The following is a 26,785-nucleotide window of genomic DNA, read 5'->3' as shown; positions in this document are numbered from 1 at the left end:
TTATATATACACATAACCCCCGCCTAGAATGAACCACGCGGGGGTTGTTAGAGTTTTAGCAGGCTTTGCTCTTACATATTGGCATACGGGCGAACAACATTTAACAATTTGTTTTCCCGCGTCTTCGCCCAATGCAAAATAGGATACAGGCACTCCGCGTTCTTTTTAAGATAGACCAAGTAATAAAGCACGCTTAAACCTTTATCGTTAATGGGCATAAGGATACGTCCGTAAGTTTCCTGATAATAGCGTCGGGCCAAGCGGCTAAGCACCAAAGCCTGCTGGGGATTTTGTTGGGCCGCTTGTTTAAACGATTCGTAATCGTTGTAAATAGTAATTTTATGGCGTTTGGAAAATTTCTCCCAAAACGGCACCAAATACTGCGCATACGCGCCACCCTCGCTAAGTACAGCAAGGTCCAAGTTCTTTTCTTTATCCAAGCGGATATATTTCCGTTTTGCCAAGGGATGATTTTTCGGAACCGCCAAGTATAAGCCTTCTTTGGCAACAGAAATGCTTTCAAAATCTTTTTTATTTTTGCGCGGCAACGATAAACAAATCACCGCATCAGCCTTCTTTTCTTCTAAGGTAGGCCCCACCTCATTATCCGCGTGCAACAATAAGGAAGAAATTTTAGTTTGCGTACACTTCTGCTGGAAGAAAGGCAACACCAAACGGTATGGCCCTGGGTCCGTAAACGCCAGCGAAGCCGCTGTGTTACGCTCCCCATAGGTGCGGAAAAAGTGCCTCATTTCGCTCACTTGGCTTAAAATATTCTCCGCAAATACCACGGCTTTTTTGCCGGCAGCATTTAAAATAATGCTGTTATTTGCCCGGACAAAAAGTTGCATATTCAAATCCCGTTCCAATTTTCTGACCGCCACGCTCAATGCGGGCTGTGATACCTGCAATTTTTTTGCCGCACGGGACATATTGCCCGTTTGCGCAATCGTTGTAAAATATACCAGTTCTGTCAATTCCATAAGCCACTCTATATATTTACTGCTTATAACTAAATGGTATCAAACTACACGAATTATTATTTTTAAATTATATCACATCTAACGGACAAGGAAACTCCTTTTCCGCAAAAAATTTACCGGTTGGCCCACCGCCAAAAGGCATCCTCAAAATTTGCGGCCGAGGAATAACGGTACGCCCGGCTCATTGCCTTTTCCACCGAGTACGGCTGATAAACCGTTTTTCCGCGGGAATCCTTTTGCAGAAATCCGGTGGCCGGATCACGCACCGGCTCCCCCTGGGCAAGCAAGCGCGTAAACTGTTCAAACTGCATACGGTTAGAGGGCGACATCCCCCCCGCCGGATTTAACAAAAAGCGAACCATCACATAGGCTTGGAAATACCAATCCTGGGTTTTGTTTCGGCTTTCTGCCATTTCCAGGGACCCTTCCTCCATAAATTCGTCAAAAGGGACCAAATACAACGGCGGGCCTTGGCGTTTGGCAGTCAATTTTTTGCCAAATGTAGAAGCGCGTGCCGAGGAAGAAAAACTGCCAAAGGCAGACTGTCCGGACGGGTCGCGCTGGAAATTAAGCGTTTTAAAATCGTTGTTCCACGGCCCGTTTCCACCCGCATAGGACTGGTCCTCCAACAGCACCGCCAAGCCCTCGTCCAACCAGGTAGGAGTCATAATGCGGCCCGTTTTGTGGCTGTCAAAAAACTGCTGGGTAAAAATATGCGTCAATTCGTGTGTGAAACTTTCCTTTAAATTTTGGCCCTGCTTATTGCCGGGAGTGTCATACACCACAATTTCCCCACGCGTGGGGTATGCAAGCGCGCCCGACCAAGCCTTGGCGTTTGGCTCATAGCGCAAATAAGATTGGTGGTCCTGATACACAAACACGCGGACCTTGCCGGACATCATCCACGGAATAAAGCGACGCAAGGTTTGGTAGGCGTTTTCAAACGTCATAGACATATTGGACGAACTAATCCCGCCGTTCGTGCGTTTTTGTGTGTAAATTTCAAAATGCGTACTTTGGGAAGCCACCCACGTTACGCCAGGGCGGAAGGCATTGGGGTTAAATTTTTTGTTTGGCGCGGGAACTTTATTCGGGCGGTTTTGCGAAGCAGGCGCCGGAATTTTCCGTCCGGCGGATTCGGCGGCCTCTTTGGATTTTTCCAACATACGCACCGCGTATTCCAATTCAGCATCTGCGGCGGCTTCCTCGCTTGACTCCTCGTCAGAAGTAGCCGCAGTGGCTTCGGTTTCCGCCTGGTCGCTTGGCGGTAAAAGGGCGTTATTTTTTTCTATATCTTTTTCTAACTGGGTGGGCTTGGATGTCTTTTGCGCGGCAGCGTTTTTTGCGGCCGCATTTTTGGCCGCCGTACGGCGTTGGGACTTGGCGGCTTGCACGCGCTTGGCAGCCGCAGGCGAAAGCGTTTTTTTGGTTGGGGCCACCGAGGTTTGCACCGTCGTTACCGTTCCGCCCACAGAAAGGGGCATATCTAACGTATTAGCGGAACTTGCCGCAGAAGAAGCGGCGGGCGTAGCCGGGGTATTATTTACGGCCGGTACAACATTAACAGGTTTAGCGGAAGGCTTTTGCTCCGTATTAAGCGCGGGTTGGGAGACCTCAATAGATTGCTTTAATAAATCAATATTGGAATCGGGCTCATCTACCACCACAGGCGCAGGCTGATTCTGCACCGACACACGCTGTGCATATACTGGAACCGCCACTAAACAAAACGTCAGCAGAATAAAAATGACTCTCATATCCGTACACCGCTTACATCACGTCCACATTGGACTCAATCGTATAAGTCAATTTGCACTTATTATCCGAATTGATGACGGCATCGGTACCAGAAGAATCAAACGCGGCGGTTACGGCATAGGTTTGCCCATTAAGCGAAATATTGCATTTATACGTTTTCTCGACCTGGGCGGAAGGGCAGGTGCCTGTGGAGGCATCCTTGCAGTACATAATGCACTGGCTCATATCGCGCGCGAACATTTCGGGGCTTTTGGCGGCCCACATATTGTTTACTTGCGCCATACAAGAGTTGACCAACATTTGTGCAGAAACCGTGCGGCGCGTTTTACGCGCGGCGGTCGTGCGGGATAAACTGGCGCGCAGAAGCATTGTCGCCATACCCGCCAAAATAACGGTAACTAACAAAACTTGCAATAAAGCCGCACCTTTTTTATTTTTAAAAATCATATAAGACCCCTTATGCCTTTACTCTGTATCCGTTAGGCAACATAAAAATTTGTTCCACGGCGTCGTTTACCACCGGGGTACTGTCCAACTCGGTAATCAAACGCACCTGTAAAATACTGCCCAAATCCTTGCGGCGCACGGAAACAGCCGATGTGCTGGCATCTCTTACACTATACGTTTCCGGGCCGAAGAACGGAACCGGATAATAGTTGTCATTACCGGAGGAACCAATCGGCGGGATAAATTTTACGTTATAAAGGAACACGTCTGTACTGGTGTTATAAGTGCAAGACGGTGCATTTCCACTCCAAGAGACCGTTCCCTCGCGCCGGTAAATCGTTCCGCCGGAGAGCGCTTTTCCTTCCGGCGCAGCCGTTTTGCTTCCCGGTACAAAACAATAGGTAACGTAAGAATTACCCGTACCAATGACATTTCCGTCAATATCCTCGTTTTTAGCCAAGGATAAAAGCGGAATATCAGTCCCTGCCGTAGCGCTGTCAATCTTGCCGCGGACATAAAGCACGCGGGTGGATTCCTGCACGTCCTGGCGCAATTGGCGTAAGGCAATAGACAAGTTGTTGCGCAGCATTACTTTACTGCGGCCTACCCCTGATTCACGCGAGGCGGCCGTCGTCAAGGAAGCCAGCGCAACCCCGATGATTCCCACAATCATCACCGCTAACAAAATTTCAGTTAAGGTAAAACCCTTTTTGTTCGTCATAACGTAAACCCGTTGCAAGTAATATTAAAGGTAACCTGGCGGCCCTTGGTCGGAAACGCGCTAGCATAATCCGTTACCATATTAGAACCGCCGTAATTATGCGTGGTGAAACTGGCTTCCCTCACCGTATAAGTAAAAGTGGAATTACTGTAATCGCACAAGGGCGGAAGCATACACTTAATGTTATGCGAGCCAATCGACATAGGAGAACTATCCGAAACCTTAACCTCCGCCGGTATCAAACTCCCCCCGCACATACCATTAGCATATTGTTCGTAAAGTTTGCTGTTAGTCATACCAGATACGATACCGGACGAATACATTTGCAACTGGTCGTTGGCGCGTTCCACCGCAAGCACCATTTCTTCGCGGATGTCCGGCGCGCCCGATTTACGGGCAACAGACAATAACACCCCAAAGGTTCCTGCCGCCACCAAAGCGAGCAACCCCAGGGCAATCAGTCCTTCCAAAATGGTAACACCTTTCTTTTTAGTTAAAACTCGTTTTAAAAATTGCATCATAAACTACTCCTATTTGGAGGCATCCTTTACCTTCATAGACTGGTCCACATAAATAAGATAATCTTTATTCTTGCTGACGTCGTATTTATCTCCGGAACCGGCAGCCCCTTTAACTACCACAATCGGCGTATTGGTCCCCGTGGCTTCGCTCAATTTACAGGTCTCGTTAGGCACTTGCCCGGGGCGGGGGTCGCACACCGTAAAGGTATAAGGCAAACTGACAAAATCTTTAAACGACAAATAGCCACACGCAAACAACTGCTTAATTTCCACCGAGCCAGTCGTTTTTTGAAGCGGAATACCCGTTTCGGACGGAGCCACACAGGCAGAAGGCGCCGCCAAAACGATATTTGCTTTATCACTATCCGCCGTAGGTGTAAAGGATTGCCCGCGCGGCACGCCGCCACGGCTAACCTGGTAATAGGTGCGCACAGCCTGCGCCAATTTGTGGGCGGCATTTTTGGCTTGCCCGTTTTTTACCTCGTAACGAACCGAGCGCAACACCGGCACCGCCATAGATACCACCACAGCAATTACCAGTAACACCGCCAAAATTTCCATTAAGGTAAAACCTTTTTTATTCATCATAAAGGCTCCTAAAAACTTTCCGCTCCTACCCCGGCATTAGACACACAATAGGAATACTTTTTATAGCGGTCCGACAGTTTGCCCAAATAGGCGGTTTTGGGGGTCATTTTTACAAAGCAAGAAGAATTAGACGTATCCAACGCATAACTGAAATATTCCGAAGAATCGGCAGAACGGTTCGTTTCCAACAGGCCGCATTGTACCAATGCACCCACCGTGGGCGTAGAGGTAATAGCGACATTGGACGAATAGCAGGCCGACGGGTCCAACAGATAACGCTGGGCCGCCTGTGCCAGAGCATTAGCATAGGCCTTGGCACTTGCCGCGCGCGCATCCGAAGCACTGTTGCGGTAAGCCACCGTAGCAAATACCGCTAAAATGCCGATAATCGTGGCCGCAATCAAAAGTTCTATTAATGTAAAACCATTTCTCTTCATAAAATCCCCACTAATACAGTATTGCGCAGTTTTGCCCCTTTGTCAAGTTTAGTTTTTGGGAATACGCTTGATACTTCCGCTACGCAAAAAAGTCGCCCGGTAATATTGGCCTGCCGTCGGACTGTTTGCTACCGTTTGAAAGGTGCTGTCTTCCATACAGGCCACCACTCCGGCATTGTTATTACAACAATTAGAGGAGGATGCTGTATTCACCGGGCAAGCGTAAAATTTATAGCCCTTATAGATACTAGTAGAGGTATTATCAAACGGAATCGGCGACATATATTTGCGCGCCACCAACGCCCTTTGATAGTTGGAAGACGAAACCACCGCATCCGCCGCCAAGGTTCCGTTCATATTGGAATACGTTACCTGTTGGGCAGCGGACGGAAAAGCATATCCTTCCGATTGCAACGTACGCAGGCCGTTGCCCAAGTCCATAAGCACCCCTTGGGCCGCCAAATAGCGGTTTTTATCCTGCGTTTTTTTGTAGGCCGGCACGGCAAACACCGCAACAGACACCGCAATCACCACTACAATCAGAACTTCCAATAATGTAAAACCTTTCTTCATACTTTCCCCCGATTAGTTGCCGCCGATTTGGGACAACTTGAAGATAGGCAAGAAGATAGAGGCTACAATGATACCAATCAGAGCACCGACACCGCAGATTAAGATAGGGTCAATCACCGCGGAGAAACGGGCAATAAACTGGTCCACGTTATCGGCATAGAACTTGGAAAGCGTGCCAATAATGCTGGGCAGTTTACCAGATTCCTCGCCCATCAGCATCATTTCCGTCATCAAGCCGGGGAATACCCCCGTAGCGCGAAACGATTCGGAAATGGCCTTACCGGCCGCAACTTCCGTGCGGACGTGCTTCAAAGCGTTTTGGATGATGACGTTTCCGTCAAAGGATTCTTCCAATACCAAGATAGCGTTCAAAATAGTTACACCGCTTTTAAGCAGGGTACAAAGAGTGGAAAGCATCCGGTCGTAATAAATGTTTTTAAGGAAGTTACCAAACAGCGGCATTGAAAGTAAAAACGCGTGCCAACGTTTTTTGCCGTCTGCCGTCTTGATATAGAAACGGAACGCCACAAACAGAGCAATCGCAGAGACAATAATCAAAATACCGTTATTGATAAGCAAACTAGACACATTTAATACGACAACCGTAATCATCGGCAAGTCAATATTAAAGTCCTTAAAGATTTGCGCAAATGTCGGTACGATACCCAAAATAAAGTAAATAAGCACGCCGACAGAGGCCAACATCAAAATAGCCGGGTAGGTAACGGCCGTGATGATTTTGCTCTTCATCCCTTCCTGCGTTTTGGTATAGAGCGAAATCTGCATCAACGTATCCGCCAACTGGCCACCTACTTCACCCGCCTGGACCAAAGACAGCCAAATATGGCTGAACGTCTTGGGGTGTTGGGCAAGCGCAGAATGCAAAGACTGACCGCCTGCAATATCCTTGGCCACTTGCGTAAGCACATAACCTAATGTGGGGTTGGAAGCGTATTCACCCAACAACGATACGGCGCGCACGAGCGGCACACCGCCGGCAATAAGTGTGGATAACTGTTCGGCAAAGAAGGCCAAAACGTGGCCGGGCACTTTACCGCCTCTCTTTTTAGCCGGGCCACCGCCCCCAAACAAACCACCGTTTCCTTCCTGCACGTCCAACACTAAATACCCTTTGTTTTGAAGGGCGAGAATTACCTTTTCGCGGTTGTCCGCCGACACGGAACCTTTAATGGTTTTGCCGTTAGCATCTCTGACTGTATAAGTATATTTTTGCATAAACCCTCTGTTATTCGTCTGATGTCGTAATACTCAAAATTTCATCTACCGTCGTTTGCCCGCGGATGACTTTGTGCCACCCGTTTGCACGCAGATTGAGCGAGCCGGAGCGTTCCGCCGCCCGTTTCAACTCCACGAGGTCCTGTGTTTTATAAATAATATTACGCATTTCCTCCGTCATACGATATACTTCGTAAATGGCGCGGCGGCCCATAAACCCGGTGCCGAAGCACTTGGGGCAACCGACAGACTTGAAAAATGTCCAAGAATTTTGGTCGTGCGGGTTCAAATGACCCTCTTTAATGATACGCTGCAAGGTGGCCGGGTCCGGTATATGCGGCACTTTGCAGTACGGGCACAAGATACGCACCAAGCGCTGCGCCGCCACCAACGCCAAGGAGGACGCAAGCAAAAAGGGTTCCATACCCATATCAATCAAACGGGGAACCGCCCCCAAGGCTTCGTTGGTGTGAAGCGTGGAAAGCACCAAGTGGCCGGTTAAGGCCGCCTTCAAGCAGGCTTCGGCAGTTTCGTTATCGCGGACTTCCCCCACCAGAATTACGTCCGGGTCCTGACGTAAGAACGAGCGTAAGCCCGCCGCAAACGTAAGGCCAATGGCCGGCTTTACCTGCACCTGGCTAATACCCGCCAGTTTGTATTCCACCGGGTCTTCCAATGTCATAAAGTTTAACTCGGGGGTGCGGATGGTTGTCAGTACCGCGTTTAACGTGGTAGATTTACCGGAACCGGTAGGCCCTGTCAAGAAAATCAGCCCGTGCGGCAAGTTGGCCGCTTCCAAGAACGCCTTTTTCTGGTCCGGTTCAAACCCCAGTTTATCCACGTTCATTTCGCTCGTACCTTTATCCAAAATACGAAGCACCAGTTTTTCGCCATATACCGTCGGGCAGACAGATACACGGACTTCAATGGAACGGTTTTGGTAGCGGATAGTAAAACTGCCGTCCTGCGGCAAGCGTTTTTCCGCGATGTCCAATTTAGACAAAATTTTAATACGGGAAATAATAGCGTTTACAGACTCTTTGGCCGGGGCCGTGCGTTCGTACAAAGACCCGTCAATACGGAAGCGCAAACTTACGCGCGCATCAAACAGTTCTAAGTGAATATCTGACGTGCGCTCTGTAATGGCCTGGCGCAAAATAGCGTTTACCTGTTTTACATACTGCGAAGCACTGGGTGAAACTTTATCCAAGTCCAAAAAGCCCGACACATCCACATCGTCGTCGCTTTCTTCGCCGGCCACCTCCACTTGGGGTTTGGCGGCTTCGTTCATTACTTCTTCCAACAGGTTTTTGTTAGAATAAAAAGTATCAATTACGTTTAAAAGTTGGCTTTTGCTGGCTAAAAAGGGTTGCACCTGCTTACCGGACATCATTTTGATATTTTCAAGCAGGAACACATTGGTCGGGTCCAACACCGCTACCGCGAGGGAATCATCCTCCACGAACAACGGAATAACCATATTTTCACGGGCGAATTTTTCAGGAATAATATCCTGCAAATTCTGCTCTTTTTCCGGCACTAAAATACCGTTTTCCTTAGAAGCGTAGGGAACCGCAAAATGTTTAGAGAGCGCCGCCGTTACCTTTTCTTCGGACGCAAAGCCGAACTTGATAACGGCCTCCGCGAACGTTACGTTGTTTTGTTTGGAGAACAACATCGCACGCTTGACTTGATCTTCATTTAAGGTGCCTTGTTCTACCAAAATCTCACTTAACTGTTTTGCCATTTCCTAATCCTCTATATTGCTTGCTTTTGATACTGTCCGCCCCCAGTTTATCACCGGGGGCGGTTAAAGAATTAACTATTCCGCCAAAATGGTCGGGGTAATGAAGATGACCAAGTCGGTGGTGCTTTTAGATTTGGTCTTGCTCGTAAACAGCCAGCCCAACAGAGGGATATCGCCCAAGAGCGGTACTTTGCGGGTCTGGTCCGTTTCACGCGAAGTGAGCAGACCGCCGATAACGACCGTTTGGCCGTTCTTCACGCGGACCAAGGTGGACGCCGCGCGGGTGGTAGTATCTTTGGAGAAGTCAAAACCGGAACTCACCAAGTCGGAGTAAGAAGGCTGCACATACAGCGTTACATAGCCTTCGCGGTTTACCTGCGGGGTAACCTGCAAGGTAAGACCGACGCGTTTTCTTTCCGCCGATTGGGTGGTCAGGGCTTCACCTCCACCGCTACCGGACTGGCTCACCGTTTGACCAACGGTGGCATCCGTAGAGGTGGTGATGGTGGCCGTTTTATTGTTCAAGGTTACCACTTTCGGTTTACCCAAATATTTGGCTTCACCGCGGGTCAGTAAACTTTTCAGCACAATGTTAAAGGCCGAGAAGTCCAACAAACCACCCTTATCTTCGCCTTCGTCGCTAGAAGAGGAGGAAGAACCGGAACCGGAACCGGAACCAGAGCCGGAGGAACCGCTGTTCAACTGGTCCTTGCTCGGGAAAATATAGTTCCAACCTTTCACGCCTTGGCCTTTAATATATTCCAAGTCCACTTTGCGTTTGGGAGCCGTCATAGAAACCATTGCGCCATCGCTTCCGCCGTATTCAAAGCCGAGGCTCAAACCGCTCGTCTTGCTGACTTCCACGATTTGCGCTTCAATCAAAATCTGCGGGGGTTTAATATCCAACTCGGCCAAGATGTTTTCCACCTGCGGGAAGACTTCGGCCACGTCGGTAATAATCAATTTGTTCGTGCGGGGATCCACGGCAATCTTGCCGACAGGGGAGAGCATACTTTTGACAATTGTCGTAATTTCTGCACCGCCGCTGTAAGAGTCGGAACCCGAACCGGAGGAAGAGCCACCCAAGTTCAAACCGGTAGAATCACCGGACGAACTGGAAGAACTGCTAGAAGACACATCCTGCGGCATAATGCTGTTAAGTTCGCTCTGCGCGGAACCAACGCCTTGCAGGGAAATATAACTAAGGGTATAAATCTTAGTAATGGTATCCGGGGCATCATTGGAGCGTTTGGTTACGACGTAACTGTCGCTCTTGCCGATGCGCTGATAAGCCAACCCTTGCACGCGCAAAAGCGTATCCAACGCTTCGCGTACCGTTACACGTGTCAGCGAAGCCGTCACTTTTTTATTGGCGAATTCCTCGCTCATAATAAAGTTGATTTTGGCTTGCGTCGTGATACTGTTCAAGAACGCCGATATCGGTACGTTGGAAACGCGGATGGACACTTTGCGGTCCAAAGGCGAGGACGCTTCGGTTTCTTTGTACAGTTCGGATTCGCCATTCAACTTTACCGTTGTATCTTCTGTTACAGCGATAGTGTTGTCGCTAGGTAAGGATTGCCGGGATTTTTGGGCAAAGGCATTGCCACCCAAACTCACAGCCGCCACACACGCCAGCGCAACTGCTAAACGATTTGTCATCTATCCTCCTATAATTTTTCCTAAATGATTTGATTACAACTGCATTTTACGAACAAATTTATGACCCTTGTAAGAAAACACAACGGAATCTGGACGGACTTCCACAATCCGCGCGCCATAAATGCTTTTTCCTACGGTGTAAATCTTACTGCCGATAAAAACCTCTTGTCCGATAATACCGCCGATTTTAATGCGGTTTCTAACCTCACGGGTCGGGTCTTTAATGCGGGCGAGTTCCAACTGACGCAAGCGTTCTTCTTCTTCGCGTTTACGTCTTTCTTCGGCGAGTTTGCGTTGGCGTTCCGCTTCAATAGCGGCCAAACGCTGTTGCTCGCGAAATTGCAAGAGCAAAAAGTCATCGGGCGATAAGGTCGGATCCCGGCGGGACTTGGGGTTATACACCACACGCGGGGCCGCGGCCTCCTCGGGCTTTTCGGCTACTTCTTCACGCGGGGCAACAAAACCTTCCCCCTCGGCGGCTGGCACAGCCGGAGCGTCACCCGCAACGGGCAACACAGGTTGTGCGCCTTCTTGCGGAACCTGGGGCGTTGCGTCAACAGCAACCGCTCCCGCTTGCGGCAAGGCTTCCACCGACACGTCCGCCTGGGCGGCCAAGGCTTTTTGCGCCTGCGGGGCTACCGTACCCGTCATATCCTTTTTGGCAGAGGCACGGCGTCCTTTGCGGGCCGTTTTTTGCGCTTGCGCAAACGGCACGCAGACAAAAGCCAAAAGTGTAAATAAACAAATGAGTTTCTTCATTATTTTTTACCTCCTTTTCTCTTGGAGGATTTTTGGATCTGTTGCTCTTGGATTATTTTATCATAATCTTTAAAGAGACCTTTGGCAATTTTTTCTTTCGGGAAAATGGTGTTAAAGCGCATAGACACTTTATTTACCCCCAATTTGCTGGCTTCCTGCTGCTTGGCAATGGAAAACTCGGTAACTTTGATGTATTCATCCAAGTTTTCAATGCCCGCCAAGAACTCGGCAAACGGCGTAAAACCCATTTCCGTATTTACCCGCAGAGAAGCGGCAACAAAGGTGGAATTACTTGTATCCTCGGTCTGTTGCCCTTCAATTTGGGGCGTAATATTAGCGGCCTTAAAAATACCCAAAATTTGGCTGAGCAACCATTCGTTTTTGGATTCAATATTCGGGAACTTCGGCTCCAAGGACAAGAGTTTCGTCTTGTTGGCCTGATATTCCTGCTCGCTGGTTTGCTGAACGCGGATAGCATCTACCTGCCCATTAAAATTGCGGACTTTGTCATCAAACTTGCCGTTGGCATAGCGCAACAACAAGAATACAACCAACACCGCCACAAACTGTTTGACGAAGAGTTTTACGTTCCCTTCCTGCGCCACCGTTTGGATGTCTTGGAAGCCCTTTTTCAGGTTTTCCTGCATTTTAGCCGCTTTTTCCTTCATATCTGCTGCCATAATTAGCGACCTCCTTCCTGCTGCTGACTTCCGCAGGTGAATACGAAACTGGTTTCCGTGCCGGCCGCAGAAGAGGAGTCATTACCTCTAGATGAGTTTCCGCCCGCCGTGCCCGCTACATTTGGATAGCGGATATTGGCTTTTTCGCCACAGATTTTTTTGAAATTGGGCTGTTGGACAAGTTTATCTCTAAACTGGTTACCCAAAGCCAAGTCGGCGCGTCCGTCTTTACCGGTTTTAATAGCCCCTTCCAATACAATACTGCGGGCCTCACCGCCTTTGGACGGGAACGGGTCCGTATAGGAAAACTTGGTAATCCACATTTCCTGCGGAATCGTATCCACCACTTCCATAATTACAGGCGTAATAACATGGTCAAACTGCAACATTTGCTGTAAGTTGGAGTTTTGGCTCTTCATTTTGCTCAAATTGCTTTGAATTTGACTGGCAGTTAAGCCGTCAAAATCGGCAATCGTCTGCGTGGCAGATGCCTTGGTTTGGCGGAGATTTTTCTCAGCACTCTTTACACCTAAGTAGCCTTTGCCAATAAGAAGCAACAAAATAACAATCAGCACTGCGGACACTTTCCAAGCAGTCAAACTGGCGTTAAATTCATAATCGCTTAAACGGTTGCCTTTGGTAAAGTCCAAATCCGGCGTTTTGTGATCGTGGAATTTAATACTCGCGCCAATGGCGGCAATTTCTCCCGCCGAGCGCGTTTCAATTCCGTAAACCTCGCTTAAATTCCATTTGCGGACCGGTTTTTTGGAGTCGGCTTCCAACGCAGGAATCCACGGGTCCACATCCGTACCCACAATAACGGCTTCTTCAAAGGGATCCTTTTCCAACTGTTTGGCCACAAATTCCGTGCAGTTGGTGATTTCAAAGCGGCGGCGTTCCGCCGGTAAAGAACCCGAAATTTCCACCTCGCGCAAGAGAACAGGAGCGTTTTCATTTAAGAAAACAAAACTCGCCAAGTCCTTGCCGAAAAAGGAATAAATACGTCCGCCGTTGCCAACGGCTTCTTTGTCGCTATCGTTAAACGCGCGCCCCAGAGAAAGGCTGGACGGTTCCACTGATATAAGTTCCAATCCCACCGATTTCAATCCTTTGCGCAACCGTTCAATAATCTGCTGGGTAGTCATTGCAAACACCACACCCAAGCGTTTTTGCTTGGTAGCGGCCGTTTCAAATTCGTAAACGTGATATGCGTATTCCGCTTTTTCAAACGGAAAATGGATATACTTGCGCGCTTGAAGAGGAATAGAACTCTTCCACATTTTGCGCTCAATAGCGGCCGGAATCACAAAGTGGCGCAATAAACAAAACGAAGAAGCCAAACTGATAACCACGCGGTTGGTTTTCCATTTCTTTTTAGACGTTACTTTTTTCAAGGATTCCAACCAGTTATCCATAGCAAAGAACGCTTCGTTCAAATCTAATGGTTTTAACAAAGTTTTATCTACGGAATTAATCGGCACGCGCACCAAAGATTCCAGCACGGTTCCGCTGTCTTTTTTGGTGGTTTGCGCCACATACATTTCGTCAATGCCAATATAGATACCCAGGCAATCCGGGTGGGCATTCATATTTTGGCCGATTAACGCTTCCGTAATACTAGCAAGACTGCTACTCATACTCACCTCGGGATTAGTTGGCGCTTCCGGTATTGTAATCTTCGTACGGCATATCGTACGGGTTATTTACCGGAGCGGTGGACGGTTGCGTACCATAGGCTTGCGCATCCGTCGGGGTATCATACGGAGAATAAGACTGTTGGGCAGACGGATAAGCCGTACCGCCAAGCGTATCGGGCGTATCCACCGGAGCAGGCGCCGTTACGTCCGTGGTGGGAGCCGTTGCCGTTTGGGCTTGCGTTTCTACCGGTTGTTCCGCAGTTTCGTGGGCAGCACCCATAGTGCGGGTCGGTTTGGTCCACAAACGGTCCGTTTTATAATTGCAAGAGGGGCAAAGTTCGTCACCCGTTACCTTTGTCTGGCAGGCAGAGGTGGTGCAGGAGGCGGAAGATGTCTTCTTCTGCGCCGAACATTTAACAATTACGCGGCGGCGCAAGGTTTGTTTTTGTCCCTTTAAATCAGTTGCGGTCAATACCAAGGTATATTTGCCGCAGGGGAGTTCCGGCCCGATAATGCCTTTGCGTCCGTTCCATAAAATCTGATGATAAACGGGCGTAAAGCCTTCCAACTGGCGGACAACGTAATAGTTGCCGTCGCGCCCGTGCTGAACGACCTGCAAGAGCCAATTATCAATCGGGTTTACCGTTTCCAATACGGAAAAATCCACCGCATATGCTTCGCCCAACGAACGGTCAATGGCGTGGCATTGGGGAACAATCGCCATACTTAAAAGCGGAGCCTTTTCGTTGCCTTCGTTCTTTTCCATACGGGTCGGCAATTTGGCGGTATAATCAAACACGATAGAAAGCCCGTTTAAATTTGCAAAGCGGGCCGGCGGTTCCTGGTCGGCAAGACCCAGATTGTAATGCAATTTCCCTTGGGAAATACCGCGGTTTACAAAATAAGAGTTAAGTGCCATTGCCTGGCGGATACCCGCCAATGTTACATCGTCGGTATAAGAGCCGGGCGGCAAAATAACATAACCCGCGCCCTGCACCAAAGCCAGCATTTCATAAATGCTGTTTAAAAGAGGCAAGGCTTCGGGGCGGAATTTGTTGCCGTCAAAAAGGACATCGGCATCAATATCCAGGGCATCCGGCATATTGTCGCGGAAATAGAGATGTACGCCCTTAGCGGCATTGATTTTTTCAATGGCGGCGGCGGTCATAGAATCCAATTTTTGGTTGGTATATAATTCGCGCGCCTCCACGGCTTCGGGGGACGTCAAATCGGTAAAGGTGGAATCAGCAGACGAGGTCAGCGTGCCTTCTTGGCGCGGAGTAGCGCCCAAAGCAGCATCCGTTACAGTCTGCGTTTGATTGGCAATCGCTTGTTCATCCGCATTTTGTACAGCCGTTCCGGCGGAAGCGACTCCGGCCACAGCCGTGGTTTCAATGGCGGCTTCGTTCACGTCTGCGGCGGTTTGCAAAGCATCTTGGCGCGCCTGTGCGGCGGCTTCCTGGGCGGCCAAGCGTTGCGCTTCAATGCGGTCCGTCAACGCCTGTTGTTGGGCGTTCACGTCGTTTACTAAACCTTCCTTGGCAGCGGCGGCCTGGGCTTTCTGTTCCTGCGCTTTGGCCTGTGCTTCTTGGGCGGCAAGTTGAGCCTGCTGTTGGGCCTCGGCTACGGCATCGGTGGCGACGTCGTCAAGCGTTTTCACTTCGCCTTCTTTAAAGTTTACATCCACTTCCACCGGGGTTTGAATACCGCCCACGCGGTTATGGATTAATTCCACATATTTGTTGGCTTCGGCCACTTGGTCTTTATCGCCGTGAACCATCACGTCAATAAAATAGTCCATTGCTTCGCTGTCTTTATTTTTTTCATACAGCGAAATACCCTTTGCCAACTGTTTGGCGGGAGAGGCCGCATAAACCAGCGTTCCCCCCGTCAACAAAAAGCATAAGAAAGAAACGGTCAAATAACTAAATATTCTATTTGTTTTCATTATTGATTTTCCTGTCCCTTGCGTTAATAATGGGTTTACCCTGCAACACACAGATACTAGAATTATAGCAATTTAGCGCGGTTTGTAAAGCAACTTTTTTATAAACGCAAAAAATTGTCCTTATCCAAGGGCTTTTAGGCGTGCCGTAGCAGCCGAATTTTGCGGATAATAAAACAGCGCATCTAACAAACAGCGTTTGGCATTTTTTACATCCTCTGCCTTGCGGTAGAGCGTGGAAAGCGCAATATTGGCCCACAAGTCGTCCGGATGTTCTTGAAGCAAGCGGTCCAAAACCTCCTTGGACTTAATATCATTGCCCGAAAGCGACAAGATACGCGCCAACAAAATCGGCCCGTTGGTATCCTCGGGGAATTCTTTTATATAGTTTTCCACATCACTACGCAGGCGATGTTGGTAAAATTCGGACATTTTTTCAAACTTGTCCGCTTTTTCCTGATACCGCTGTAACCGCCGTGCCTGTGCCAAAATAGCGGGCTTATCCTTGCTTTTTCCGTACAGTGCGTCCAAACGAGAGAGGAGTTCCTTATCCAACGTATCCACCGTCAGCCCACGCTTATAGACGTTTTTAGCGTATTCGGTATCGCCCAGTTTTTGGTGGATTTCCCCCGCCACGCGCCACAAAGCCGGCTCGTACGGAAAAAGTTTTAAGCCGCGCTCCACCAAAGCAAGTGCCGTTTCGTCGGCGTAAATAACGTCCTCGTCCAACAGTTGCGAGAGCATTTGGTATGCCTGCAAATTATACGGGTGAAGTTTTAAATTATCTATCAAATAATGCACGGCTTTTTTATTATCGTGCGTGCCCAAGGCCGCCAACGCGGCGTGGAAATAGACTTCCTCGTAATACGAAGCGGCGGAAATGGTCTTTTCAAAGGCGGCCAGAGAATCCTTGTACTTGCCCTGCGACAAAAGCACATTTCCCAAGCGGAAACCTGCCTCGGTATTAGCCGGGTACAGTTTTAACGCGCGGGAAAGATTTTCCACTGCGGCAGGATAATTTTTCGCCGCAATTTCCTTTTGACCTACAAACGCGCGGTACTCACTAGCCAACCACAAACCTTGCCACACAATCACCGCCACAGAAAAGCCTAAAATGGCCAAGGCAACGGTTTTGGTAACCGGGTTGACGGTAATTACAACACTTCGCTCTTCTTTACCGACACCGCTTACTTCGGCCCCAACCATCCACCAAAAGATAAACGCCGGAACCACCGCGTGCAGGGAAATGTTAAACATATTGTCCGCAAGCATTCCCAAAATACCACAGAAAAGCGCCTGCAAGAGTTGCTTTTTGTCGCCTTCTTTTTTGTGTGCGGCAAAATCGCGCACCTCCAAAAACAGCACCATAAACATAAAGAGGAACAACCCCAGGCCGACAATCCCCCCCTGCGCCAGTTGGAAGAACAGTTCATTATGCGGCGCATTGGTAATGGTTTTGAGTTCACGCAGATTGGGATAATGGAGCAAGGTTTTGGGTTGGTTCTGCTCAAAGGCCATTTGGAAATTTCCAAGCCCGCTGCCCATTACCGGACGGTCCAAAAAGATTTCCTTGGAAACATCCCACATAAACAAGCGTTGGTGAAGCGACTGAAAGATATGGTCTTTATCCACGTTAAGCGTAATGTTAGACGGCGTAACGAGGGTAAGTTCCTTGGCGCGCGTAGCCACCGGGCGGGTAGCGGACGAGCCGTCTATATACACGGAACCCCACCCTACGCCCACGGCAAGCAACGCAAGCAAAAACACGCGGCCTTTGCGCTGCCAAATAAGCGAACGCAGCGTGCCGAACATCCACATCATAATAAGCCCGCACAAGGCCCCCAGCCAGCACGAGCGCGCCACCCCGAAAGACAAGAACAAAATATAGACTAAAACAAGCAGACCGTAAACGATAAAATCTTTTTTGCTGTCCGTCCGCATATAGTACACGAGGAGCGACGGCAACAGCATCACCACCGCCGAGGACAAAAAGTTCGGGTTGCCAAAGGTGGAAAATGCCTTGGTGGCAAACTGATTGATTTCAAACGGCCATAAAAATTCAAGTCCGAGCGACTGCAACACCCCGTAACAACAAGCCAAAAACACAGCAACAAATATCAGCACTAAAATATTTTCCTGCGTGAGTTTTTTAAGCACCCGCACCCCTAAATAAACGCCTAAAACCCATAAAACAAGCGCGTACCAATCAAACATTTGCGCAAAAAGCCCGTCGGAAGACATATGCGTTTTGAGCATAGGCAAAAAGTACCACAGCCCGCCCCACGCAAGGAACATCAAAATATAATTGGTTTTGCTTTCAATTACGCCGGAAAAAACCACATTTTTGCTGATTACATACGCCCCCAAGGCCACAATTACCAACAGGGTGCCATAGTTTAACATTCCGTAAAACATTGTTTGGCGCAAGGCTTGCGGTGCGGACGATACGGCAGAAAGCCACCCCACAACGCACGCTATGACATAAACGAAGAAAGCCAAATCAAAAAAAGTTTTGGTAAAATCAATATCTTTTAAACGCAAAAAGCGGAACGCCAAAGTGCCGTAAATAAGGGCCAAAAGCACATACAAAAGTGTATTTTGTACAAAAAAAGGGTTGGCGGTAAGGTCGGTAAAAAACACGAGCGGCACGACGAGAAAACACATAGCCAGCAGCACGCGGATAATCTTCATATAGATAGTTTCTTTTTCGGGTTTGATTAAATTTAGCATAAAAAGTCCATAAAAAGGTTTATTATATTGTAGTTTTTTAAGGCGCACAAGGTAAAGAGGCAGTATTGGATTAGAAATTGTTATTAAATTTGGGGGCATTTTCTTGTCGGTCGTCATCTCCGAAAGAGCGACCGCCCGCGTTATTATTGTTGTCATTCCCGAGTGTTTGGCGGCCCGCAGGGTTCGGGAATCTGTTGTTCGTCGTGGTTGTTCTCTTACAAAAAGACAGATCCCCGACAGAAGCCCTCGGGGATGACTACAAAAGCACACAGCAACAGAAGCGACAGTTCCCCGAACCCTGCGGGCCGCAAAACCTTACAGAACGACAGAAAAAGGGAATAACCCCAGCAAAATAACAAGAAAGCCACTCACGCGCACCCTATCAAAAGCACACCGCCCCGCTGGGTATAAAACCCAAGCGGGGCGGTGTTATCTGTTTTTAGCAAAATTATTTATATTTCGCTTCGGCTTTCAAGAAATCAAATACTTTGCGTTCGGAAAGCGTAGCCAAAATGTGGGCTTTGCGCTCGTCAAAGAAAGATTTAATTTTCTTTTCGTCAGCCTTGTTTTGCGTGTTGGAAGCAAGGCTCTTATCCAACTCGGCTTTCCAGTCGGCCTCGGTGGCTTCCAAGTTTTCCTTTTTGGCAATAGCGTGCACAATATAGCCAATGCGCAAGTCCTTTTCCACACTAGGGCGGATGCGTTCTTCAAACGCTTTGCGCTGTTCGGCATTTAATTGTTCAGGCTTCATCTGCGTCATACTGCGCACAAAGTTGTTAAGGGAAGATTCCGTATATTCTTCCACCAGGCTTTGCGGCAAGGCAAAATCGTTGGCTTTAACCAAGTGGTTTTCAATTTGGGCGATTTCGTCGCGGCGGGCATTTTGTTTGGCTTCTTCGTCCAGGCTTTCTTTTACCTTGGCTTTCAAAGCGTCCAAGGTATCAAAGCCCATATCTTTGGCGAAACCGTCGTCCAACGCGGGCACGATTTTATTTTTAATATCGTCCACAACCACGTGGAAGGAAAGAGTATCTTCCCCTTCTTTGGACTCAAAATCTTTTTCGTCGCCTTTTTTAAGCCCTTTAATGGCTTCGGCTAAGCCGGGCATTGTCTGCGGGGCAGCCATATCTACCAATTCACTGTCGGCGCTTAATTTGTAATCGTCTTTGCCGTTGCGTTGGCCTTTGTAATGCACAACCGCATAGCATTTATCGTCAATAGCGGCACCGTCTTGGGCACTTTCCAAGCGGGCATTAGCGTCTTGCACACGGGAAAGATTTTCGTTTACGTCGGCATCTGTGGCAGTTTCGGGCTTTTTGGCAATTTCAATACCTTTGTAATCTTTTACATCAAATTCCGGAGCGACATCTACCGCAATTTCAAACAGAAAGGCTTTGCCGTCGTTGAAATTGGCAAAATCGGCCTTGGTGAGGGTAGGAACGGCCACGGCATCCAACTTAGCATCGGCAATAGCGGCGTTGATAGCGGCTTTAACGGTTAAGTCCAAGGCGCGTTCTTTGATATGTCCGGCAAAATTTTGTTTAACGAGGTCAAGCGGCACTTTACCGGCGCGGAAACCTTGCATTTGCGCGCGGGATTGTACCTGCACGGCGGCATTTTGAAAGCATTTAGATACCAGTTCGGGGGCGGCTTCCACGGACAATGTAACGCGGCAGCCTTCTTTGCCTAATTGTTTAGTTTTTACTTCCCCGGCCTGGGCAGTTTTGAAGATGGACATCGTACTCACTCCTGTTTATCGGCATAGCCGAAAATCTGGACGGAGAGGGACTTGAACCCTCACGGATTGCTCCATACGCTCCTAAGGCGTACGCGTCTACCGATTCCGCCACCCGTCCTATATTTTTAACTTCTTTATATGTTTGAAAATCCAAAGTGGGCCATGTGAGGCTCGAACTCACGACCTTACGCTTAAGAGGCGTCTGCTCTACCAACTGAGCTAATGGCCCGGAAAGGGTTATAATTAGATTATAGCAAAAACGGCCTTGCGGGTAAACCTTTATTAAATATTACGGCCGTTTGAAGATAATTTATTTTAACAAATTTTTCCACGCTTAGCAAACCTTTTTAAATTGACAAAGCACGCACGCAAAAAATACAATATCTTTGTCCGCCTATGGCGGGCGTTTTACTTTATTATAAAACAGGATCTTATGAAAAAAAATTGCTTCTTTTCATTACTGGGCTGCGCGTGCGGGCTTTTGGCTTTTTCCGCCGCCAACGCCCAAACGGGCTTTGATTTTGGAAATATTGATTTCCTTTTAACCGACAACGCCCTAGATGATGCGGCCAACCGCTATGCCTCCGTTACGCTCACGTCCGAGCCCGAACGCGCCGGGCGGTTAGGGTTTACCTCCGCTAACGCTAAATTAAACGACCGCTCCCCCCGCGCCCAAGCCGCTCAACTGGCCGCACTGCGCGCGGTGCGAAACGCCTTGGACGAAATTTCCGCCAAGCAATTATCCCCTTCCAAACGGGCCGATTTAACCTTGTTAAAGGAGTCAATGGATGACGATATTTTTGCCTTACAGCAGCACCGCGCCGAAAGCGACCCCTTGTATTATGCCGAGGCGCTGGATGCGGTGTATGACGTAGTATTAAAGCCCGTGTCCTCCCCCCGCCGACAGCGCGCCGATTTAACCGCGCGGCTAAACGATTTAAAAAACGTGGCGGACCAGGCGGAAAAGAATTTGGCCAATCCCTCCGCTTTTTTGGCACGCTTGGCGATGGAAAAAACCTACTACGCCTATATTTCATTTGATGAACTGGTAAATATTTTGGTACAGGACGCCGAGGACGATATTGCCGCCGCGCAAATCAAAAACCAGGCAAACGAAGCCAAACGCTCCATTAAAAGGATGTTTGATTTATTTAAGGAACAATCCCAGCAAGAATCAGCCGCCGATTTCCGTTTGGGCAAAGAAGCCTATGCAGAAATTTTAAAAAACCGCTATCAAACCACAGAACCTTTGGCTAAACTGGAAAAACGCTTTGCGCAAGATTTTTTATCGGCACAAAAACAACTGGCCAAGGCATTAGAACCTTTTGCACAGGACGTAAGCGCCAACGAAGATAAGGTAACGGTGATTGACGGGTTAAACAACCAACCCATTGTGGAGGAGCAAAAAAAAGAACCTGCCAAAAAAGAAAAAAAGGCCAAAAAGGGTAAATTTATTCCGCCGACCGCGCAAGATTTTTACACCGTAGCCAAACGCATTACGCAAGCCCCCGCAGAAACCGATTTACCCGCCTTGCTCACGCAAGAAGCCAATCAGTTAGCGGCCCTTTTGACGGACAACGGTTTACTTCCAGCCGGGCAGGTGGCCTTTACGGTCAAGCCGCTGCCGCAATATTACGCTTACACGCAGAGTGATTTATTTCTGCCCCCGTTTGGTAATAATGCGCGGAGCGACTTTTTTATCCGCCTGCCCTTTGGCAACCGCCGCGCCCAAGCCGAACAGTTGGTGCGTGATTACAACACCCCGACACGCAAACTTTTAACCGCCCATGAATTAGTGCCGGGCCGCTTTTACCAAACCGCCAAAACAGCCGGATTGTCCGCGGCGCGCCGCTTTTACCCGGCGCAGAGTATGGCAGACGGTTGGAACGAATACGCGCTCAAACTGGCGGGCGAAGCGGGCTATATTGTAACCGACGATGAACTGCTGTTTTTAGCGTGGCACAATTACCGCCGGGCCGCCGCGGCTTTGGTGGATATGCGCCTGCAAAGCCGTCAATATTCCTACAACGACGCAATGGACTTTTTGGTGGGCGAAAATGGCTTTACCCAAGAAGATGCCGAAGCACTTATTAAAGAGTCGGCTTTGAACCCCGGCAAGGCCGTAGGCTATGCGGCGGGCTTGGATGCGTTGGAAAGCGCGCGCGCCAAATACACCAAGAAATTGGGCAAAAAATTCTCGCTAGCGGACTTTCACACCAAGGTATTAAAGGCGGGCAATGTTTCGCCCAACGAACTGGCCGACGAACTGGAAAGACTTTACAAATAAAACGCAGAGAAAAAACCCCGGAGCAATATAAAGCCCCGGGGTTTTTATTGCACTAAAAACTTGGAATTTACCGGCACCAGGCTGAACCCGTAGAGTCCAACCCGTACACCGCACAACCGTCGGTTACGCCGCCGTTATTGCAGAAGAATTTGCTTTTATTGGGGTCCGTTTCCAACTCGCCCAAATACAGGAAATTCACGCCCGCATAATCACCAGAGCGGCGCACAGCACAAACCGCGTTGGCGATAGTGGCAGTAGAACCGCCGGGGATAGTTCCCGCAGGCAGTAATTTATAGGTAAAATCTTTCGTCATTATGGACGCCCCCGCACAACGGGAAAGTTTTTCGCCGGAAGAATTTACACACGGCACACTAACATCCAAATTTTCAAAGCCGAACAAGTCTCCTGAATAATTAACTGTATCCATATTATCCAAAATGCGCAGTTTGGACTCCAAAATCTTTTTAAGCATCGTGCGCGATTCAGTCATACGGCTTTTTTCTACCGTTTTTTCGTACATAGGCATTGCCATTGTAACCAGCAAGGCCACAATCATAATAACAACCAAAATTTCTACTAGCGTAAAACCGCCGTTAAACAAATTTTTCTTCATATTATCCTCTTACAGTACGTCCAAACCATAGGTGTCGCACGCATCGCCTTCCGGAGAGCAGTAAAGTTGTTGGTTGCCGCGGTCAAACAAAATCACCGTATCTTTATAGGTTCCGCTAACCTTGGTAGCCTGCACAAAAGCGCGTCCGCTTTTAACCACATAAGGTACAAAAACAAATTTGGCACAGGTAAGCGTTTTGCTGTCCGTCAATTTGCACCCGCGGGGCAGGTTGGACGAATCAAACATATCCATACGGCTGAAAACAGCCTTGGAGGAATCGTTTTGAGCCATTTCCACAAAATTGCGGTAGCCAAACTCCCCTGCCAAGCGTTCGCTGGAATCGTAAATCGTCCGCATCATACTTTCCGCTTCCGACAAATTGGCCTTTTCCACCACCTTGCGGTACTGTGGCAAAGCCACACCCGACAAAATAGCCACAATAAGAACTACGGCTAATAATTCCACTAATGTAAAACCTTTCTTGTTCATTTTGATTATCCCCTAAAATTAAGAGTACAATGTGCTGCCTGCGTTACATTCAAACGGTCGCAAGAATCCCGCACTGTACCGGGGCAACATAAAAAATCATTGCCGGTATAATAAATAGTCGTCCCTTTATAGGTTCCGCGCAACATATTGGCCGACACATTGGGCTCTCCATTTATAAGGCACAGAATACCAACACAATTATTCGCCAAATTGTAAGTAAAGTTATCCGTTACCCAAGTGGTAGCGTTTGCCCCCTGCTTTCCTTTCATTTCCATATCCAACTTTTTAAAGGACACATTACTTGCCGCCGAACCGGCGTGCATTCCTTCACTCCACGTCCACCCGTTTTCCGTTACTAATCTTTCGCGGGCATCATAAATACTGGGCAGCATTTGCAAGGCCTCCGCCACGCGGGTGCGCTCCAAACTGCGGCGATACTGGGGTAAGGCAACCGCCGTCAAAATACCCATAATCAGTACAGCCGCTAACAATTCAATTAAGGTAAACCCTTTTTTCATATCGGCTCCATTACAAAAAGTATAGTTGTATTTAGGCTAAATACAATACCCATTATATCTAAAAAACCGCCGTCTGGCAAAAAGTTTTTTGCCGTTTGGGGCACTTAAATTTTGTATGATATAAAACGGTTTGGGAGGAAAGGCCATTTTTCCCTCAAACAGGAGGATTTATGAGAATTTATGATGATATCCAACTAGACTATTGCGACGTACTCCTGCGTCCCAAACGCTCCACTTTGGCTTCCCGCTCGGAAGTGGACATTACGCGCAACTATGCCTTTAAATGGTGTCCGCGCCAGATAAACGCCACGGGCATTATTGCGGCCAATATGGCCACGACCGGCACCTTTAAAATCGCACGCGAAATGCAAAAACAACATTTGATGAGTGCCCTGCACAAGCATTACTGCGCCGAAGATTTAATCCAATTTTTAAAGGATAACGCCAAAGAATTTGCCTCCAACGATTTACTCTTTGTCAGTTCCGGCGTATCTGATGCGGACTTTGAAAAATTGACCCGCGTAATGGACGAAAAACTTTGCGCCAATATTTGTGTGGACGTAGCCAACGGCTATTCGCCCTATTTGATTAATTACATCCGCAAAGTGCGTAAAGCGTGGCCGCAAGCCCTAATTATGGCGGGCAACGTGGTTACGGGCGATATGTGCGAGGACCTGATTTTAAACGGGGCCGATATTGTAAAAGTGGGCATTGGCCCTGGCTCCGTCTGCACCACGCGCAAACTGACCGGAGTCGGCAGGCCCCAATTTTCCACAGTAATTGAATGCGCAGATGCGGCCCACGGGGTAGGCGGGATGATTTGCGCCGACGGCGGATGTACGGTTCCCGGAGATGTATGCAAAAGTTTTTGCGCCGGAGCGGACTTTGTAATGTTGGGCGGTATGTTGGCCGGCCACACCGAAAGCGGCGGCGAAATGTGCACTAAAAATTATCAAACGGGCGAAGTGAATATGATTGACGACAAGACCTGCGCTATGAAAATTGAGGAAAAACAGTACAAAATTTTCTACGGGATGAGTTCCCAATACGCGCAGGACAAGCATTACGGCGGGATGAAAAAGTACCGCGCGAGCGAAGGCAAAGTGGTGGAACTGCCGTTCCGCGGCCCGATTGAGCCTACGCTGTTGGCTCTGTTGGGCGGTATGCGCAGTTGTATGACGTATATCGGCGCAAAGCGGCTAAAAGATATGCCCAAATGCGCCACCTTTTACCGCGTAAACCGCCAATTAAACACCATTTTCGGCAACGAATAATAAAGCGAACAAACAACTTTTGCCGAAATTGAACCGCCCCGGAGACTTTTTACAGTACCCCGGGGCAGTTTTTATATAGAGAAAACTTCCTTACCAACCGTTTTTACTTAATTCACACAAACATTCTCCGTCTTCATATATGCCACCGCCACAAGCCATCCACTCACACCTTTCACCAACGACAGAACAAGATTTTTGGTCGCAATCATTATAATAATCATTGCGTTCCTCACAAGAGGGATCATTACCCGCGGAATTAGTATGGCAACTACCCCATTGCAACTTATAACACACGGCATCTGTTTTAGGGGCGGACGGACAGCACTCTTTCTTATGGCTAGCCTTATATGTGGCATCACTACAACCTTGGACCGTCCGGCAAGTATTAGAAGTTTCGTCATATTGGCAAGACGTAGAGTTCCAAGTATAGGTAATTTGTCCACTTTGGACCGACAACCCGAGGGTTGTTGGAGTCAACCAAAGGTATGGGGCGGGGCAACCTTCGGCAGGTTCGGTGCGGCACCGCAAAACTTTGAACTGTTGGATTATCGTGGGATAAGAGAGTAATTATGGAGAAATCGGCTGATTGAGACCCCTGCGTTGAATAAACACAGGGGTCTCGCTTTTTAATAGTTTTTATGAATATTGGGATTCCACCTGGCTTCGTATCCAACATCTGTCGTCGTGCCAGAATAACTACATATTACAAAATTGTACTTTATAGTACGGGTAGCACAGGTGTGCCCATATGGACAATTAGTAGTTGATGAGTTTTCCGTTTGGTAACAACTATATACACAATGCTCTCCACTACTACCAGCATAGACCCCCGCAGGAGCATATTCCACACACCCTTGTCCGGCTTTTACGGTTTTATCACAGGCTTTATACGGAAAGCCCTTCATTTCCGAGCAATTCAACTGACAATTAGCATATCCCATAAACCCCTGTGTATAATCAATAGTACAAGTATAAGTTTGCTCTTTTTGTTCCTGCCATATAAACTTGGATGAGGTTTTTGCACGCCAACAATTCGTATCGGATTTTGGCGTTTGATAAGAACAGCAGGCATTTGTTTCAGGGATATAATATTCGTAACTGCCAGGACAAACACAGCGCGTTCCGTCCCACTTACTTTTTACCTGTCCGTCACACGTTTCTCCCTGCTCTGCTTCGCCACAAACTAAATACACTTCGTCCTTATTTTTGAGTTTTAATTTCTGCCAACTCATTGTTTCCCCACTACACGCCGGGAATTTATAGCCAAACAAGTTTAGTTCGCTCAAATACATATTATCCGTCTGCATAGTGTAGCCTTGCTTGTAGTTGCCTACGCGCAAATTGGTTTCAAAATCAAAATCACTCACACCATTACCGCTACCAATGCGCGCGGTGCTGCCCTCTATTGCAGGCGCATCATTTAGTTCCAGTTTTCCCCCTGC

At 48.4% G+C, this 26,785-nt stretch carries 24 protein-coding genes and 2 tRNA genes; 2 read left to right on the top strand and 24 right to left on the bottom strand.

Going from position 1 to position 26,785, the window contains the following annotated elements; translation table 11 throughout:
- Positions 1-71: 71 nt before the first annotated feature.
- From ACQY2K_RS03255 to ACQY2K_RS03165, 19 genes are all read right to left on the bottom strand, one after another.
- A complete protein-coding gene (locus tag ACQY2K_RS03255) occupies positions 72-983 on the bottom strand; it encodes a LysR family transcriptional regulator (RefSeq protein WP_428040736.1) in 912 nt (303 codons plus the stop codon).
- A gap of 113 nt (positions 984-1,096) precedes the next feature.
- The gene (locus ACQY2K_RS03250) at positions 1,097-2,740 is read right to left on the bottom strand and encodes a hypothetical protein (protein WP_428040735.1); all 1,644 of its coding nucleotides are present in this window, start codon (positions 2,738-2,740) and stop codon (positions 1,097-1,099) included.
- A gap of 13 nt (positions 2,741-2,753) precedes the next feature.
- Positions 2,754-3,188, bottom strand: a complete 435-nt coding sequence (locus ACQY2K_RS03245) for a hypothetical protein (RefSeq protein WP_428040734.1) — start codon at positions 3,186-3,188, stop codon at positions 2,754-2,756.
- 10 nt (positions 3,189-3,198) lie between these two features.
- Positions 3,199-3,909, bottom strand: a complete 711-nt coding sequence (locus ACQY2K_RS03240) for a PulJ/GspJ family protein (protein ID WP_428040733.1) — start codon at positions 3,907-3,909, stop codon at positions 3,199-3,201.
- Positions 3,906-4,430: a hypothetical protein gene (locus ACQY2K_RS03235; protein WP_428040732.1), complete on the bottom strand. Its 525-nt coding sequence runs from the start codon at positions 4,428-4,430 to the stop codon at positions 3,906-3,908. Before ACQY2K_RS03235 ends, ACQY2K_RS03240 begins: the two co-directional genes overlap by 4 nt.
- Positions 4,431-4,439: 9 nt before the next feature.
- Positions 4,440-5,018, bottom strand: coding sequence for a prepilin-type N-terminal cleavage/methylation domain-containing protein (locus tag ACQY2K_RS03230; RefSeq protein ID WP_428040731.1), 579 nt, complete (start codon positions 5,016-5,018; stop codon positions 4,440-4,442).
- An 8-nt stretch (positions 5,019-5,026) separates the two neighbouring features.
- The gene (locus tag ACQY2K_RS03225; protein ID WP_428040000.1) at positions 5,027-5,455 is read right to left on the bottom strand and encodes a type II secretion system protein; all 429 of its coding nucleotides are present in this window, start codon (positions 5,453-5,455) and stop codon (positions 5,027-5,029) included.
- Positions 5,456-5,503: 48 nt separating this feature from the next.
- A complete protein-coding gene (locus ACQY2K_RS03220) occupies positions 5,504-6,028 on the bottom strand; it encodes a prepilin-type N-terminal cleavage/methylation domain-containing protein (RefSeq protein WP_177745853.1) in 525 nt (174 codons plus the stop codon).
- A gap of 12 nt (positions 6,029-6,040) precedes the next feature.
- Positions 6,041-7,264: a type II secretion system F family protein gene (locus ACQY2K_RS03215; RefSeq protein WP_428040730.1), complete on the bottom strand. Its 1,224-nt coding sequence runs from the start codon at positions 7,262-7,264 to the stop codon at positions 6,041-6,043.
- A 10-nt stretch (positions 7,265-7,274) separates the two neighbouring features.
- Complete coding sequence (locus tag ACQY2K_RS03210) at positions 7,275-9,011, bottom strand: GspE/PulE family protein (RefSeq protein WP_428040729.1); 1,737 nt, start codon at positions 9,009-9,011, stop codon at positions 7,275-7,277.
- Positions 9,012-9,086: 75 nt separating this feature from the next.
- Positions 9,087-10,673 carry a secretin N-terminal domain-containing protein gene (locus ACQY2K_RS03205; protein ID WP_428040728.1) on the bottom strand — a complete coding sequence of 529 codons (1,587 nt, stop codon included), beginning with the start codon at positions 10,671-10,673 and terminating at the stop codon, positions 9,087-9,089.
- Between the two features lie 33 nt (positions 10,674-10,706).
- The gene (locus tag ACQY2K_RS03200) at positions 10,707-11,432 is read right to left on the bottom strand and encodes a hypothetical protein (RefSeq protein ID WP_177745845.1); all 726 of its coding nucleotides are present in this window, start codon (positions 11,430-11,432) and stop codon (positions 10,707-10,709) included.
- Positions 11,432-12,112: a hypothetical protein gene (locus ACQY2K_RS03195; protein ID WP_428040727.1), complete on the bottom strand. Its 681-nt coding sequence runs from the start codon at positions 12,110-12,112 to the stop codon at positions 11,432-11,434. Before ACQY2K_RS03195 ends, ACQY2K_RS03200 begins: the two co-directional genes overlap by 1 nt.
- Before the next feature lie 2 nt (positions 12,113-12,114).
- Positions 12,115-13,749: a hypothetical protein gene (locus tag ACQY2K_RS03190; RefSeq protein WP_177745841.1), complete on the bottom strand. Its 1,635-nt coding sequence runs from the start codon at positions 13,747-13,749 to the stop codon at positions 12,115-12,117.
- 13 nt (positions 13,750-13,762) lie between these two features.
- Positions 13,763-15,697: a hypothetical protein gene (locus ACQY2K_RS03185; protein WP_428040726.1), complete on the bottom strand. Its 1,935-nt coding sequence runs from the start codon at positions 15,695-15,697 to the stop codon at positions 13,763-13,765.
- Between the two features lie 120 nt (positions 15,698-15,817).
- Positions 15,818-18,424 (bottom strand): tetratricopeptide repeat protein, encoded by a 2,607-nt coding sequence (locus ACQY2K_RS03180; RefSeq protein ID WP_428040725.1) that lies wholly within the window; start codon positions 18,422-18,424, stop codon positions 15,818-15,820.
- A gap of 448 nt (positions 18,425-18,872) precedes the next feature.
- The gene (gene tig / locus ACQY2K_RS03175; protein ID WP_428040724.1) at positions 18,873-20,162 is read right to left on the bottom strand and encodes a trigger factor; all 1,290 of its coding nucleotides are present in this window, start codon (positions 20,160-20,162) and stop codon (positions 18,873-18,875) included.
- Between the two features lie 36 nt (positions 20,163-20,198).
- A tRNA-Leu gene (locus tag ACQY2K_RS03170) sits at positions 20,199-20,280 on the bottom strand.
- Positions 20,281-20,318: 38 nt separating this feature from the next.
- Positions 20,319-20,391 (bottom strand) — tRNA-Lys (locus ACQY2K_RS03165).
- A gap of 204 nt (positions 20,392-20,595) precedes the next feature.
- On the opposite strand from ACQY2K_RS03165, the gene ACQY2K_RS03160 reads away from it, so the two are divergent.
- Complete coding sequence (locus tag ACQY2K_RS03160) at positions 20,596-22,449, top strand: DUF885 family protein (protein ID WP_428040723.1); 1,854 nt, start codon at positions 20,596-20,598, stop codon at positions 22,447-22,449.
- A gap of 67 nt (positions 22,450-22,516) precedes the next feature.
- Here the strand turns inward: ACQY2K_RS03160 and ACQY2K_RS03155 are convergent, their stop codons facing one another.
- The 3 genes from ACQY2K_RS03155 to ACQY2K_RS03145 are packed head-to-tail and all read right to left on the bottom strand — an operon-like array spanning position 22,517 to position 24,069.
- A complete protein-coding gene (locus ACQY2K_RS03155; RefSeq protein ID WP_428040722.1) occupies positions 22,517-23,062 on the bottom strand; it encodes a type IV pilin protein in 546 nt (181 codons plus the stop codon).
- A 9-nt stretch (positions 23,063-23,071) separates the two neighbouring features.
- Complete coding sequence (locus tag ACQY2K_RS03150) at positions 23,072-23,551, bottom strand: type IV pilin protein (protein WP_428040721.1); 480 nt, start codon at positions 23,549-23,551, stop codon at positions 23,072-23,074.
- Positions 23,552-23,556: 5 nt separating this feature from the next.
- On the bottom strand, positions 23,557-24,069 hold the full coding sequence (locus tag ACQY2K_RS03145) for a type IV pilin protein (protein ID WP_428040720.1): 513 nt from the start codon (positions 24,067-24,069) through the stop codon (positions 23,557-23,559).
- A gap of 170 nt (positions 24,070-24,239) precedes the next feature.
- Between ACQY2K_RS03145 and ACQY2K_RS03140 the strand changes: the two genes are divergently transcribed.
- Entirely contained in the window at positions 24,240-25,343 is a 1,104-nt protein-coding gene (locus ACQY2K_RS03140; RefSeq protein ID WP_428040719.1) for a GMP reductase, read from the top strand.
- A gap of 90 nt (positions 25,344-25,433) precedes the next feature.
- Here ACQY2K_RS03140 and ACQY2K_RS03135 read toward each other — a convergent pair whose 3' ends face one another.
- The gene (locus tag ACQY2K_RS03135) at positions 25,434-25,820 is read right to left on the bottom strand and encodes a hypothetical protein (RefSeq protein ID WP_428040718.1); all 387 of its coding nucleotides are present in this window, start codon (positions 25,818-25,820) and stop codon (positions 25,434-25,436) included.
- 149 nt (positions 25,821-25,969) lie between these two features.
- Positions 25,970-26,785: hypothetical protein (locus tag ACQY2K_RS03130; protein ID WP_428040717.1), on the bottom strand; the 816-nt coding region annotated here is incomplete at its 5' end.

Source organism: Candidatus Avelusimicrobium fimicolum (assembly GCF_021632165.1).
Taxonomy (GTDB): domain Bacteria; phylum Elusimicrobiota; class Elusimicrobia; order Elusimicrobiales; family Elusimicrobiaceae; genus Avelusimicrobium; species Avelusimicrobium fimicola.
Note: the sequence above shows the minus strand (reverse complement) of the source record. Positions and strands in the feature narration are given on the sequence as shown.

What these genes read in the sequence shown, in the direction of transcription:
- ACQY2K_RS03255 (WP_428040736.1), bottom strand. Translation starts at nt 983, where the DNA reads ATGGAATTGACAGAACTGGTATATTTTACAACGATTGCGCAAACGGGC.
- ACQY2K_RS03250 (WP_428040735.1), bottom strand. Translation starts at nt 2,740, where the DNA reads ATGAGAGTCATTTTTATTCTGCTGACGTTTTGTTTAGTGGCGGTTCCA.
- ACQY2K_RS03245 (WP_428040734.1), bottom strand. Translation starts at nt 3,188, where the DNA reads ATGATTTTTAAAAATAAAAAAGGTGCGGCTTTATTGCAAGTTTTGTTA.
- ACQY2K_RS03240 (WP_428040733.1), bottom strand. Translation starts at nt 3,909, where the DNA reads ATGACGAACAAAAAGGGTTTTACCTTAACTGAAATTTTGTTAGCGGTG.
- ACQY2K_RS03235 (WP_428040732.1), bottom strand. Translation starts at nt 4,430, where the DNA reads ATGATGCAATTTTTAAAACGAGTTTTAACTAAAAAGAAAGGTGTTACC.
- ACQY2K_RS03230 (WP_428040731.1), bottom strand. Translation starts at nt 5,018, where the DNA reads ATGATGAATAAAAAAGGTTTTACCTTAATGGAAATTTTGGCGGTGTTA.
- ACQY2K_RS03225 (WP_428040000.1), bottom strand. Translation starts at nt 5,455, where the DNA reads ATGAAGAGAAATGGTTTTACATTAATAGAACTTTTGATTGCGGCCACG.
- ACQY2K_RS03220 (WP_177745853.1), bottom strand. Translation starts at nt 6,028, where the DNA reads ATGAAGAAAGGTTTTACATTATTGGAAGTTCTGATTGTAGTGGTGATT.
- ACQY2K_RS03215 (WP_428040730.1), bottom strand. Translation starts at nt 7,264, where the DNA reads ATGCAAAAATATACTTATACAGTCAGAGATGCTAACGGCAAAACCATT.
- ACQY2K_RS03210 (WP_428040729.1), bottom strand. Translation starts at nt 9,011, where the DNA reads ATGGCAAAACAGTTAAGTGAGATTTTGGTAGAACAAGGCACCTTAAAT.
- ACQY2K_RS03205 (WP_428040728.1), bottom strand. Translation starts at nt 10,673, where the DNA reads ATGACAAATCGTTTAGCAGTTGCGCTGGCGTGTGTGGCGGCTGTGAGT.
- ACQY2K_RS03200 (WP_177745845.1), bottom strand. Translation starts at nt 11,432, where the DNA reads ATGAAGAAACTCATTTGTTTATTTACACTTTTGGCTTTTGTCTGCGTG.
- ACQY2K_RS03195 (WP_428040727.1), bottom strand. Translation starts at nt 12,112, where the DNA reads ATGGCAGCAGATATGAAGGAAAAAGCGGCTAAAATGCAGGAAAACCTG.
- ACQY2K_RS03190 (WP_177745841.1), bottom strand. Translation starts at nt 13,749, where the DNA reads ATGAGTAGCAGTCTTGCTAGTATTACGGAAGCGTTAATCGGCCAAAAT.
- ACQY2K_RS03185 (WP_428040726.1), bottom strand. Translation starts at nt 15,697, where the DNA reads ATGAAAACAAATAGAATATTTAGTTATTTGACCGTTTCTTTCTTATGC.
- ACQY2K_RS03180 (WP_428040725.1), bottom strand. Translation starts at nt 18,424, where the DNA reads ATGCTAAATTTAATCAAACCCGAAAAAGAAACTATCTATATGAAGATT.
- tig (WP_428040724.1), bottom strand. Translation starts at nt 20,162, where the DNA reads ATGTCCATCTTCAAAACTGCCCAGGCCGGGGAAGTAAAAACTAAACAA.
- ACQY2K_RS03160 (WP_428040723.1), top strand. Translation starts at nt 20,596, where the DNA reads ATGAAAAAAAATTGCTTCTTTTCATTACTGGGCTGCGCGTGCGGGCTT.
- ACQY2K_RS03155 (WP_428040722.1), bottom strand. Translation starts at nt 23,062, where the DNA reads ATGAAGAAAAATTTGTTTAACGGCGGTTTTACGCTAGTAGAAATTTTG.
- ACQY2K_RS03150 (WP_428040721.1), bottom strand. Translation starts at nt 23,551, where the DNA reads ATGAACAAGAAAGGTTTTACATTAGTGGAATTATTAGCCGTAGTTCTT.
- ACQY2K_RS03145 (WP_428040720.1), bottom strand. Translation starts at nt 24,069, where the DNA reads ATGAAAAAAGGGTTTACCTTAATTGAATTGTTAGCGGCTGTACTGATT.
- ACQY2K_RS03140 (WP_428040719.1), top strand. Translation starts at nt 24,240, where the DNA reads ATGAGAATTTATGATGATATCCAACTAGACTATTGCGACGTACTCCTG.